The sequence below is a fragment of the Ruminiclostridium herbifermentans genome (assembly GCF_005473905.2).
GTDB lineage: Bacteria > Bacillota > Clostridia > Acetivibrionales > DSM-1351 > Ruminiclostridium > Ruminiclostridium herbifermentans.
This window is the reverse complement of sequence record NZ_CP061336.1, coordinates 22,661-36,077: the sequence shown is the minus strand read 5'-3', so window position 1 is coordinate 36,077 and position 13,417 is coordinate 22,661. Positions and strand designations below refer to the sequence as shown.

Below are 13,417 nucleotides of genomic sequence, written 5' to 3'. Positions count from 1 at the left end.
ATCGGTGAGGGAAAATTATTTATGTTTTTTAGCCGAAATAAATAAGAACTATTAATCACTAAAAACCAGCATTGTTTATTACTTTAGCCATTGTACACAGCTACATACTTAAACTATGAAAGTTAAATTCATATTATAATCCTAAAAATAAAATTATGTCAGTGAAAATACCTGACAGGGATATTTACTTTTAATTTGTTCAACCTCTCTCAGCTTACATGTAAAGAAAATAACCTGCTGCTTTTCACTAATATCATAGATACACTTAATCGCATTGTCTATTCTTTCATCATCATATTGTGAAAAGGGTTCGTCCATTATTAACGGTAAGCTTTCATTAATTTTAAGTACTGTCTCAGATATTGCAATCCTGAGTGCTAAGTATATTTGATCCAAAGTACCACTGCTTAATATAGTTGAAGGAACTATAATTTCATTTTTAGGATCACTTAGCATTATACTTAAATTCTCTCCTGCCCTAACATCAGAATATTTATTATTAGTTAATTTAGAAAATATGTTATTAAAAACTTTATTCATAACTGGTATGTATTTTTTCTGTATCTCATCAGAAGCCTCTCCTAATGTTTTTATAGCTAATTTCAAGGCTTCACCTCTTTGTTCAAGGCTCTCCTTTTGCTTTGTTAATAATAATATTTCACTTTCAATAAACTCTTTCTCATGATCCTCAGTCTTAATAATGCTAGCTTCTAACTTTGCTTTTTCAATAAGCTTCTTCTGCAGCTGAGCTGATAGAAATTCTTTTAATTCTGCTATTTTTGTACTTTCATTGCTGCTACTATTCTCAATTACATTATAATAAAGTTCCTTTTCAGCGCCAGATAAATATTCATTTACTTCCAGATTTAAAAATAAAATTCCCTCCGATAATCTATCAATTTCACATTCTAATTCTGAAATATCTAATTGCTTAAAACTTAAGCTATGAGTTCTTAGTCTTTTGTTAAGACTTTCATATTGTTCTCTTTCAGTACTAATCCTAGTATTTAGACTTTCCAACTGTTGCTTAAGTATGTTATCAATCCTTACCATATTATCATACTGATTCTTAAGTTCTTTAAGCTTTTCAGAATACATACTTTGTTTTTCTTTTGTTTTTTTTAAGTTTCTATTATTCAAAGCCCAGCAAATAGAAAAAATAAAAGTTAAAATTGCAGGAATTGATATGTACAATTTTTCTAATAAACAAAAAGCAAATGATAAACAGATAACAACTAAAACAGCAATAATTGATACAATTGTACAAGTACTAAGAGCTATTTTTATAGATTTATGCTTCTTAACTGCTTTTGCTATCTCTGTTGAAGTTTCAGCTTTATTATTATCACGTAGCTGTTCATTAAGAGTACAAATTTTATTCGAATTTTCTGCTATACTCTCTTCTAACTTGCACTTATCTCTATCTAAAGTGTTAAGTTCCCTTTGATAGTAGCTAATTCTTTCATTCAAAAAGGAGATTTCCTCTGACCTTTCCTTTTGTAGCTTCATCCTCTCCTTAGCCTCACTTAATTCTAACAATTTTGAAAAAAGCTTTACTTTTTCAGAGAGCTTATTTATTTCCAATGTCAGTTTTTCCTTATTTGATATTGTTGCTTTAAGTCTATCATCTCTTTCTTGAATTCTCAATTTGATTTTCTGTAAATCCTCAAGTCGTCTACTAATAACATCTAATGGTCTTACGGAACTTCTATCAGTTCCTACCTGTTTTTTTAGAGCATCTTTTAATGCAGCATCAGCCTTTTTAAATGAAATGTCCTCTGTGCCACTCTCTCTTAAATTAGAAATCCTATCAATTAAATCCTTAGAAGCAGAATTATCCAATCTAGTTCCAAATTGCTTTATATAAACCGTTCTTTCAAAAATATTTTCATTTACCCCAAATAAATTTTCTGCAATTCCACTTCCATCTTTACTATTTGTATAATCATTTGTTATTTCATTAAAAGAATGGTCATAGAGTTTTACAGCTCCATTGTCAAAATCCCTATCAATTCTAAAGGATTTTCCGTTATCTAGTTCAAAATTAATATATCCGCCATAGGCACTATTACTCCATGGTTTATATCTCTTAATCTCAGGTATTGTTCCGTCTCTTCCAGTTCTTCCACCCTTTAAACCATATACTATTGCTTTAATAAAAGCCATAAGAGTTGACTTGCCACTCTCGTTAGGCCCATATATTACATTTAAACCATCACAAAGAGTCATATCAAAATCTTCTATTTTTCCAAATCCTCTAACGTGAAGCTTTTTAATTTTCATCAATCTACCCTTCCATTTTCTAAAGCCTGAAGGCCGTATTGCAAAGCCATAAATAATGTTTCACGGCCCACTTCCGAGGTTTCTTTCACTTGCATATCCATTATTCTGCGAACAAATTCTCCTTTAATTCCAGGATCCTCAAGATACTTATCATAATCAAATTTTACTGATGTATTATTTTTTATTCTTATATAAAAACATTTCTTGTTTAAAGCATCTATAATATTTCTTATTTCTATTTTGTATTCCTTTGAAATAAAGCCTTTCAATGAAATACTATAAAAGTCTGCAGAAGACATCTTTACCATTAAATCTGAATTAATTCTATCAACAACCTCTATATCATTTAAACACTCACTAATATCTATTTCAACATTGTGATAATGTCTTGTTGCAAATGCTATAAATTCTGTTTCAACCCTTTTTTGGTTTCCTTCAGATAAAGTTAGCTTTCCTTGTACAAAGCCATGCTGACCCTCTTCATCAAAACCTAGGGGTTCAGGACTTCCCGGATTAATCATAACTGTTTTTCCATTATTATAATGAGAATAACAATGCATATGTCCTAATGCTACATAATCCATACCTAGTGAAAATATTTCCTTTGAAGTTATTGGGTTATAGTTATCCTCTTCAAAAGGCATATCCACAGTTCCATGAAATAGTAAAATATTAAATTTATCATTTGAAAGTTCTTTATTTAAAACAATTGAATAATCTTTTTTTACATTTCCTCTAGAACCTATATTATAAATACAGGTATTATATTTTTCCAAATACAATACCTGTTGGGAATCATCTAAGATATGAACATTGCTCCCCCATTCAGATGTTCTATAATAAGAATTTCCCTCTAATGGGTCATGATTTCCAGGACATATTATTACATCTGTTTTATATAGTTCAGAAAATAGATTTTTGACTGCCAATATTGTAGAACCTCTAACATACTTATCTTCAAAAAAGTCACCACTGATAATTAGCAAATCAATATTCTGGTCAATAATTCTTTCTGTAATAATCTGCAAGCATTTTATAAGTTCATTTCTTCTAATATTTGCCTTATTTTCATCTCCCAATGTGGATAAAGCTGCATCAAGATGTAAATCAGCAATATGTATAAATGATACTTGTTTCACGTGAAACTACCTTTCTTGTTAACATAAATTGTAACATATGCAATAGCATAGCTTTTACAATGAGATAATGAAATGGAGATTCCGGACGCACCTATTTTTTCATAGTATTCTTTGGCAGATCCATGTAATATTACATATGGCCTGCCTATATTATCATTTAATATCTCAATCTCATTAAAAGCAGCTTTTGCTCCAATTCCAGTACCAAAGGCTTTTGATACAGCCTCTTTACCAGCAAATCTAGCAGCATAGCTTTCAAACTTTGCAGCGTTTTTTTCTTCACAGTACTTTATTTCATTAGCTGTAAAAATTTTCTCTACAAAATGTTTTTTCTCACTTTTTTCGATAGCCATTTTTATTCTATCAATTTCTATAATATCCGTTCCTACAAATAATTCCAAAAAGCCACCGCCTGCTATATATCTTTTTTAAATTAGAAGTTCTAGTATATAATAATATTTGCCTTTTCATAAGTACAACTAAGCATACAGATTGCTTAATTCCGATAGCTTAGTTGTACTTGTTTAATATCTATTTTGTATAATTAATCAAATTTTATTATCTATATAACTCAAAGAACTCTGCAAAGTTCTTAAAATCTGTACCTAGCTTCATAATCTTTACTTTCATGTCTTCAAATTTAGTACAATCTTTTATTCTGCCAATTAATTCATCCTCATCAATAGAATTTTCAATAATAAATATATTATTGTATGAGAATGGGTAAACCTTTTTAAAGTTTTCTTTAATTCCATCAACAGCTGAATTCCCTTTAAATAAAAACTCTCTTTGATCCTCTACTTGTATAACAGATAAATCAATATCATATTCTAAAGCAGCATTAACCTCTTCCTTCAAATCTCTTTTAAACAGTTCAATATAGTTAGGTAGAGTAAATCTTTGGTGCATCTGAATTATCAATAGATTATTTAATACAGGAGCTATATTACCTGCGATGGTATCTATTATCAGCATATTTTCTTCATTATCAAGCTGTACATCTGAATATCCAAATATTATTATAGCACCAAGCACATCAATTTCCATCATATCGAGATATATAGGAATTATTAATACTCCTTGTACCTCACCGATAGCATCAACAAATTCTTCTCCAATATATTCAGCGACAGTTGACTGTCCTATACCATAAACACAGTCTCCCTCAAAAATACGTTTCCAATTTTGTTTCGGAGTTATAAACTTACCCTTACACGCATCAATGTTAATGGTACTTGAAAACTCAAACTCATTTGTTTCCTTTTTATAAAGACAAAATGCCCCCTTCACAACATTGAAAGAAACTTGCAAGGTTTTAGTAGCTATTTCTTGTAAAGTATCAATTCTAAGTGAACTACTAATATTTCTAGTTAAATAGTTAAGAGAAATTAGCTTGTCCACCTTACGTTGAATTAATGCCTTTTGCTCATTAACAGTTTCAAATAATTTAGCATTAGAAATGGCTGTATAAGTTGATGCCGCTAAACTTTCTATCAACTCAAAAATACCATCTCCATATTCAGTATTAGTTACCGTTTCACTTAATGTTACAAAGCCAAGAATTTGACGATTTTTTAATAGCAAAACAACATAAATAGCTTCTAATTGATCAAGCTGATTTTTTGCTATGACAATATCCTCTTCAAACAAGGAATAAAAGTAATCTCTATCCTTTTTATTTCTTAAATTAACTATTACCTTATTAGGATCTACTTTACCCGAGTTTTTATGAATAAGACTTATATTTACATTTTTTATATTATAGAATATATCCTTAAAGCTTTTTATTGTATATCTATCTCGTCTTTCATCATAAAGTACGAAACCAGTAACTTTACTGTGAGTCAACTCTGCAAAGACATCAACAGCTATATCATATAATGAATCTATTCGTAAATCACTAAGCAATACCTTTGATGATTGATTTATGGCAAATAAATTAAAAATCTTTTCATCTAGTTCAGTATTTACCTTAGCCAATTTTTCGTATCTATTAAAATTCTCCAAAGCGGTATTGATTAATCTCATCAATGCCTCAGATATTATATAGTCATCTTCACCAAAATTATTATTAGCATTCTGGAATACAATAATACCATATAAGCTATCTTCAATTATAAGAGGAACAACTGCATTTATTTCAAGTGAATCAATCAATTCTGGATCTAAGAACTTTATTAAATTTTCTCTTTCATAAAGTATATTTCCATAATATGTTGCAAGATCATTTAACTCAATAGAAAGTTCTATATTATCCAACTTTTTTGTGAATCCCTTAATTTTCTTTGGTACATAAGCATAATTTTCAAGGATATATATAGCTGACTTTTTTACTAGAAGTAACTCATTAATAAAATCAAAAGCTGCATCTACTATTTGATCGAAAACCAACCTTTGAGAAAAGAATTCTATTGCCTGCACTAACCCAGTATATCTATAAAGTTTTGCAGACAGGGCTTCGTCCTTCTTTTCCTTTTCTATTCTCTTTAATATAGAATCATAATCCATGTAAATTACCTCCAATTAGTTAAGTAGTTAATCTCACAAAATATATTTACATTTCCTTGATTGTTCCTTCATTATAATAATAACTTACTCTAATTACTGGTTTTTGAATTTCTTTTTGAATACCTTTTATTTCAATCATAGAATTTGGGAATGCTCTTTTTAGAATGGATATTTCACCCTCACCCTTTGTTCGAAGATAGCTAATTAATTTTTTTCTACTTTCTTCATACTCTAAGAGAACTATTTTAAGGTCATTATAGTGAGCGACTATCTTTTCATATTCAGCCTTCCTATTTTGCCAAGAATCATATGTATTTGCAAAAATAGCTAGCTGTTGTTTACATTTACTTACTTCTAACTTGATTTCATCTATATTGTGAGATATCTCATCAAGCTTGTCCTTATAATCACTTCTATCAAATCCCTTAACCTTTATGATGGTTCGCTTTTCACTTGAAGAACCTAAAATTGCAGTAACTACTCTTACTTCAGCATTAATGGTACCTCCCATTATCTGCCCTTTCATTGAATCAAGTATTACTTCCTTAGCTGTAATATTACTATTTAAGCAATAGAAACCCACATGAACACTTTCATCACAATATATATCAGCATCAGCTACATATTTGATATAGAGATTTTTTTTGCATCTGATAACTGTTTTCCCTTTTCCAACAATTCCACCCTTTATGTAAATATTCCCCTCATGGCTTTTAATTTCCTTTACATTTCCTACTCCATATTCACTTAGAATTTCTATATCCTTTGTAGAGGCTATAGAAAAATTGTCTTCAACAGTGCCCTTTACAGTAAGAAAACCATCAAAATTGACATTTCCCGTCTTAACACCTACATTTTCTTCTATTTCAAGATGATTGGATACTCCTATTCTATCTCCTTGAAAAAATACGGCACCACTTCTCTTTGCATATAAAACAGTTTTATTTCCTTCAACCACTTCTCTAACTGAATTTTTATCATACAAAAGTGGATAATTTTTACCTGGTAATGGCTTTAAAGGATCTCCAAAAACATTTCTGCCTTCCTTACCTTCATCGGCATCAATTCTTTCTCCTAGCCAATCCCCTTCTTTAACCATATTAATCAGATTTAACTCATAATGATCAACATTTCCATCTTCTTTTATTTCAGGCCTAACCTCTTTTAATTTATACATTTTATTAATAGAATCTTTACCTGGAATAGGAACTAGGCCTTCGGCTATTAGTATTGGTTGATTGGGAACTAAATTTAAAAATGCGTCACTTTTAATTCCATAAATGATACCCTTTTCATTTAATTTTTCTACTATTTTTGTAATAATGTCAGGTCCTGTTAACTCACTTTTATCCGCATATATTGTAACATATGCTTTTAATTTATCTCCAGAGACCTCTACTTTTATCTTTTCTTTTGTTGAACCAAATCTACGCGGTTCTTGTGGAGCAAATACCAAGGCTTCTTTTATAACAACAAAATTTGAGATCTGTATTTCAGGGAAAGAATTTAATATTTTATTAAACTCTCCAACACTTAATCCTTTCTTGAATGATTGTATGTAATAGCCATCGCCGCTTTTGCTTATTTCTATGTACGGAGAAGAATATATAATGGTATTTTCCATATTATGCCCCCTCAAATGTGTAAAATCTACAAATGCCGGTATCTAAATATTTTATTTCCACATAATACTAGTGCAATTTTATCTGATTTCTCCTTCGCTCTTGTAATACACTATCTAGCGCTGTAGCTTCATTAACTGCTGTCTCTAATTTTTCAACCATTTCCTCAGATTCAATACTTGATATAATTTGATGTTTAAACATTCCGAGCATACTTTCTATATAATCTAAACGAGCGCTAATTCTCTCTAGATCATTTTTTTCATCCTTTATTCTTTGAATAGTGTTTTCATCCATCTCTATAATGCTTTTTATGTCTTCTATCATTCTTTCATCTTTTAAGAAACTTAATTTTCTTCTATTAGCGTTTATTTTATTCATAATATCTTTAGTATTAAGTTCAGATAATTCTTTAATTCTTATAGAGTAGTTTGTCATAAGCTTAATATATGAAATAACTAAATTTAAACTCTTTTCTACTATTTTTTCCTTTAAGTAATTACGCTCATCTCCTCTTTTTAGAGAATTTAAAATATCGTCTTTATCCTGAATTATTTTCCTAAGCTTCTGCCTTTGAATAGGCGTTATTGACCCTCTTGCTTGAGATGCTAATTTTGAACACTGGCGATTTAAGTTATTTAGTTCTTTTTTCTTCTCCTTTATATTAACTTCTTCTCTATAATTACTGCTAAATAGACTTTGGATAACCATCCCAAGGTAAGTTAAGCCTCCTAAACCATATGCAGCTGTTAGCAATGTGTTTACGTCGGTACCAAAACCTAAGCTCTGAATATCAAGTGAACCACTAACTAAATAAACAACCAAAAACCAAACTATTAAGGTTGCAAAATTTCTAAATCTAAAAATAGCATTAAAAAACAAATTTCCGTTCATATTTCCCTCAACTATCTTCTATTTTATATCACTCTTAAATAAAAAGCTGATAGAATAAACAATCTAAATATCTTCCAAACTTAAAAGCAACCTGCTTAATATCACCACAAAGCACAAATCCAAATTTTTTGTGAATCTCTATACTAATATAATTGTCGGCAGAAATAACTGAAATAATAACATGAAAACCATTATCTTTGCCAAGTTTAATAATTTCCTCAATAAGGGCTTTACCTATACCACGGTTATGATACTCGTGGTCAACGTAAACAGACATCTCACAAGTACTATCATATGCTTCTTTGCTTCTAAATTCAGATAAGCTTGCATACCCTACAACTTTTCCTTCTAACTCATAAACAATTAATGGGTGTCTATCATCATGTTCTGCAAACCACTCAGTTCTTTGCTCTATTGTATGAGAGTTAATATCAAATGAGGCAGTTGTGTTCTCAACTGCCCAATTGTATATATCAGTAATCCGTGCCAAATCTGAAACATTTGCTTTTCTAATATTTTTATCCATATACAAACTTCCAATACTTAGAATTAATTTGACAACTTATTTTCTGTTTTTTCCTTAACTTCAAAGCCACCATTGTCTCCGCCCAACATAGCCTCTGCTCTTGCTTTTGCCCTGTCTCTTGCAGAATTCATATCAAGTCTCTTAAGCTTCATATCCATATTGTCCTGATTGAGTGATTCCATTGCATTTGCTCTTGCAGTCTTTTTATTTACAATTTCACGGGCTCTGTCGAGATTTTCATTCACACTACCAATACGGCTATTTTTTGATGTATATTGAGAATTAACAGAATTAATATTTTCACGTAAATTAGCCATTTTAGCCTGTGACTTTAAGGTCTTAAGCTCATTTAATTTCGCATTCATTTCAGATTCAAAAATCTTGTAGTCTTCACGTATCTTGTCAACTTGAATCATGGCATTGTCATAAGTAGCTTTATGGGTTTCATAAACAGTCTGATACTCTTCTTCCTGCACTAATAGTTCAACTAAAAGTTCTTTATCCCCAGCTCTTTGAGCAGCTTCAACTCTTGCTTTAATAGCATTTAAGTTTTTTTCGGCTGTTTTCATCTCTATCTTTATCATTTCAGCACTAGTTTGAATCTCTAATATCTGATTTTCAGCCTCACGTCTAGCTTTATTAATCTGATTTTTGATATCTTCAAACAAAGCTTCTGGATTTTTATCTTCCAAATTACCAACAAATAATCCGAAGAAACCCCTTACCATTTGTCCAAGTCTACTAAATAAACCCATATACTACCTCCTTGAATATTTAAATGTTCTGAAAAATAGTTCTTTATTTTATAAAAATACCCTATACAACTAATTTATAATAAAACTAATACAATGTAAATAATAAAATAATTAAAACTTGTAAATCCAGTTATTTTAATGTATTTTCAAATATATGCCAGTACTTTTTAGGTAATAAATCTATATCATCGCACTCTGCAATTGCAAGTTCTGTCATAAACTGTACATCCTTTGTGCTAGGTCTGCATTTCTTAAGCGCTTCTTTAAGAATTGGTCCAGTTATTACAGGATTTTCTTCCTTTTTGTTACATGCAATTTCATATGCTTTTCTAACTACTGTATCAATTTCTGCTCCAGTATAATTCTCTGCTAATTTTGAAATAGATAGAAAATCCTGTATATTTGTTTCTATTCCATATTTCTTTATGATTATTTTGAAAATTTCAGCACGTTCTTCTACCTCTGGCAAAAGTATAGGAATCTTTTTATCAAACCTTCCAGCTCTTTTTAATGCCGCATCAATAAGGTCTGGTCTATTTGTTGCTGCAATAAAAATTATTTTACCCCTATTATTAGTATTACTTGTAAACTGCAAAAATTCACTAAAAATATTCCTGCTTACTCCACTATCTCCAGAATCTCCGCGCCTGAAAGCTGTATCAATTTCATCAACAAAGACAATTACCGGCTCCTGTGATTTGGCTCCTAGCAGACACTTCTTAAAGTTTTTCTCACTTTCTCCAACATATTGTCCTAAAATTCTTGACATATCTATTTTTACGCAATTAAAACCACTTGCTTTAGCCAACGCTTCAACTAAAAGAGTCTTTCCGGTACCGGAGGGTCCACATAAAAGTATTCCCATTGGAACCCTTCTTAAATCACCCCTGCGTATTGGCTCAATAATATTTTTATTTAAATAGGTTTTAGCAAATTCCATACCACCCAAATTTTCAAAGCCTATTTCTGGATATATAAAATCTAAAACATCTCCATATTCCTTCTTTAGCACATCATGTTTCTTTTCTTTTATAAAATCAAAGCTAATAGGGACTCCCTCTGCCTCAGCTTTGAGCTTAATATCCTTTATGCTTTTTCTGTTCAAACCTGATGATAGCTTCGCAAATTCATCTACAGATATCTCTGACTTGATTTCCTTATCCTTCAACAAATACTCAATATAGCTCTTCCTTTCTGCTTCATTTGGAAGCTCAACTAAAATAGGTTCTATTCTATAGGCAGACTTTAAAAACTCATGACTAATCCCTGCCAGATTGTCTGCAAGCATAAATATTGTACTTCCAACAGCAGAAATTCTTGAATTAACAGACCATTCAGATAACCAAATAAGAGCCATTCTTTCTTCAAGTGTCATACTTCCAATATCTCCTGCAGGAACAATCTTTTCAGCATGATCTATAAACAAAGCCATTTTTGTATTTCTTAAAGCTATATCAATAAAAGGGAATATCCTAGATGGAAGAGTATGAAATAAATTTGCCACCTCATTACCTGCAATTTTGATGAATTCTCGCTCCATAGCAGGTTCTAAGAAAGTTAGTCCTCTTGATATGTCATAGAAAGCGACAATACCGAAATTTCTCTGTTTAATAAATTCATCGTCTATGTATCTAAAGAAATTTCTAGTATTGTCCATCATATCTTTAACATTGAAATAAAATAAAAATTCATGTGAAATGCCAGACTTGTATTTTGATAAAAATTCGTTAAACCACATTTTTGCTTATCCTTTTAAAATTATTTTGTATATATAGAATACATTAATAATATATTTTAATAATTTATAAATATATATTTTTGTATTCATAATAATTATATACAATAATTCTAAAAATGTCTGCTAACTTAGCTGAAAACATCCTATTTTTTCTGTATTTTTAAGGAATTCAAAATTGTAGCTTCTTGATTAACAATATGTGCTTTTGCAAGACTTCTTGCTGCTTCTGGATTTCTAGATTCCATTGCCGCAAAAATATCATTATGCTCTTTTATCAGATTTTTTGGACTGCTGTAATCCTTTATATAAATAACTCTAAATCTCTGAACTTGCTCCCTAAGATTATTTAGAATAGCTATCAACTTATCATTTCTAGATGCTTTATATATAATATCATGGAATTCTACATCCTTTTTAATAGAACTATTAATGTTCTCTTTTTCAATATATGAGGCAAATTGCCCATTAATGTACCTTAACTCCTTTAATTCATCATCTGTTATTCTTTCAGCAGCAAGTGCTGTTGCTAACCCATCTAGGGACGCTCTTACTTCTAAAACATCCATAATGTCCTTTACTGAAAGTTCAGCAACATGAGCACCCTTTCTTGGTATCATATTTACAAGCCCTTCAAGTTCTAACTTACGTATAGCTTCTCTTACCGGTGTTCTGCTGACACCCATTTTTTCAGCAAGCTGAACCTCCATTAGCCTCTCTCCAGGTCTTAGTTCACCAATAATTATAGCCTCTCTTAATGAATTAAATATTACCTCTCTCAATGGCTTATAGTCATTTAAATTAATTTTTGATAATTTACCTGCCATTCTCATAACCTCCACGGCCTCATTTGGGCACTAAAATATAGTAAATTTAAATTTTATGGTTATTGCCTGAATTTCTAAATGCGCAAAAAGCTGCTCTCAGCTTTCTAAGAGAACAATTAATGCAGGAATTTTAAACATCGCATTTTTCAAGCAAACCTAAATAGTCTCCATCAGGGCAATTATTATTACTAAGTTTCGATTAAGAATCTATATTGTAAAAGTTAAAATGCATTCATTCTTACTTTTTTTTATTTTATTATAAGCACTTATAGCCTTATTCTTATCATCAAATATACCAAAAACCGAAGGTCCGCTTCCACTCATCATACTTCCGATAGCGCCTTCTTCTAAGAGATTTTTTTTAATCTTTTTAATTATTGGGTGCTTTATTACTGTTACACTCTCTAATACATTTCTCATATTTTGGGCAATAAAGCTGATATCTCTATTTTGAATTGCAGAAATAAGAGCCTCTGTATTAGGCCTATCAACAATCTTATCTAAATTTAAGTTTTTATAAACCCAAGCAGTTGACACACCTATTCTAGGCTTTACAATCAAAATTGGGACATCCTTAAGTAAGGATATGGATGTAAGTTCTTCCCCTTTTCCTTCTGCTAAAGCAGTACCGCCCATAATACAGTATGGCACATCTGCACCTATAGTACTTCCTGTTTCCATTAGCTCATTTTGGGAAATGCCAAGGTTAAAAAGAGTATTAATACCCTTAATTACTGCTGCAGCATCTGCACTCCCTCCAGCAAGTCCTGCAGCAACAGGTATTCTTTTATCTATTTTAATCCTTACACCAGCATTTAAATTATATTTGCTAATCATAGCCTCTGCTGCCTTACAGGCTATATTTGAACTATTATTTGGAACATATGAAGCAACACAATCTATTTCAACTCCTGATGGAATTTTTTCAATAGATATAGTATCATGTAACTGTACAGTTTGCATAATCATTCTTAGATTATGGTAGCCATCGTCTCTTTTATTTAATACATCCAAAGATAAATTTATCTTAGCATGTGCCTCTAATGAAATCATCTATATAATCCTTTGTTTATTATTTAAGTATATTATATACAATATACATTTTAATATCAATAAAAATCAATAATC

General features: G+C 30.5%; 11 protein-coding genes. All 11 read right to left on the bottom strand.

Going from position 1 to position 13,417, the window contains the following annotated elements:
- Positions 1–153 precede the first annotated feature (153 nt).
- Positions 154–2,283, bottom strand: coding sequence for an ATP-binding protein (locus EHE19_RS00165; protein WP_137697079.1), 2,130 nt, complete (start codon positions 2,281–2,283; stop codon positions 154–156).
- Positions 2,283–3,422, bottom strand: coding sequence for a metallophosphoesterase family protein (locus EHE19_RS00160; protein ID WP_137697078.1), 1,140 nt, complete (start codon positions 3,420–3,422; stop codon positions 2,283–2,285). The genes EHE19_RS00165 and EHE19_RS00160 overlap by 1 nt, the downstream gene beginning before the upstream one ends.
- Positions 3,419–3,823 carry a holo-ACP synthase gene (acpS, locus tag EHE19_RS00155; RefSeq protein WP_137697077.1) on the bottom strand — a complete coding sequence of 135 codons (405 nt, stop codon included), beginning with the start codon at positions 3,821–3,823 and terminating at the stop codon, positions 3,419–3,421. Before acpS ends, EHE19_RS00160 begins: the two co-directional genes overlap by 4 nt.
- 157 nt (positions 3,824–3,980) lie before the next feature.
- A complete protein-coding gene (locus tag EHE19_RS00150) occupies positions 3,981–5,930 on the bottom strand; it encodes a GAF domain-containing protein (protein WP_137697076.1) in 1,950 nt (649 codons plus the stop codon).
- A 46-nt stretch (positions 5,931–5,976) separates the two neighbouring features.
- On the bottom strand, positions 5,977–7,554 hold the full coding sequence (locus tag EHE19_RS00145) for a flagellar assembly protein A (protein WP_137697075.1): 1,578 nt from the start codon (positions 7,552–7,554) through the stop codon (positions 5,977–5,979).
- Positions 7,555–7,621: 67 nt separating this feature from the next.
- A complete protein-coding gene (locus tag EHE19_RS00140; protein WP_137697074.1) occupies positions 7,622–8,446 on the bottom strand; it encodes a hypothetical protein in 825 nt (274 codons plus the stop codon).
- A 34-nt stretch (positions 8,447–8,480) separates the two neighbouring features.
- Positions 8,481–8,972 (bottom strand): GNAT family N-acetyltransferase, encoded by a 492-nt coding sequence (locus EHE19_RS00135; protein WP_137697073.1) that lies wholly within the window; start codon positions 8,970–8,972, stop codon positions 8,481–8,483.
- 23 nt (positions 8,973–8,995) lie between these two features.
- A complete protein-coding gene (locus EHE19_RS00130; RefSeq protein ID WP_137697072.1) occupies positions 8,996–9,727 on the bottom strand; it encodes a PspA/IM30 family protein in 732 nt (243 codons plus the stop codon).
- Between the two features lie 130 nt (positions 9,728–9,857).
- Positions 9,858–11,465, bottom strand: coding sequence for an AAA family ATPase (locus EHE19_RS00125; protein ID WP_137697071.1), 1,608 nt, complete (start codon positions 11,463–11,465; stop codon positions 9,858–9,860).
- 143 nt (positions 11,466–11,608) lie between these two features.
- Positions 11,609–12,289, bottom strand: a complete 681-nt coding sequence (locus EHE19_RS00120) for a GntR family transcriptional regulator (RefSeq protein ID WP_137697070.1) — start codon at positions 12,287–12,289, stop codon at positions 11,609–11,611.
- 207 nt (positions 12,290–12,496) lie between these two features.
- Positions 12,497–13,339, bottom strand: a complete 843-nt coding sequence (ispE, locus tag EHE19_RS00115; RefSeq protein WP_483314010.1) for a 4-(cytidine 5'-diphospho)-2-C-methyl-D-erythritol kinase — start codon at positions 13,337–13,339, stop codon at positions 12,497–12,499.
- Positions 13,340–13,417: the final 78 nt, after the last annotated feature.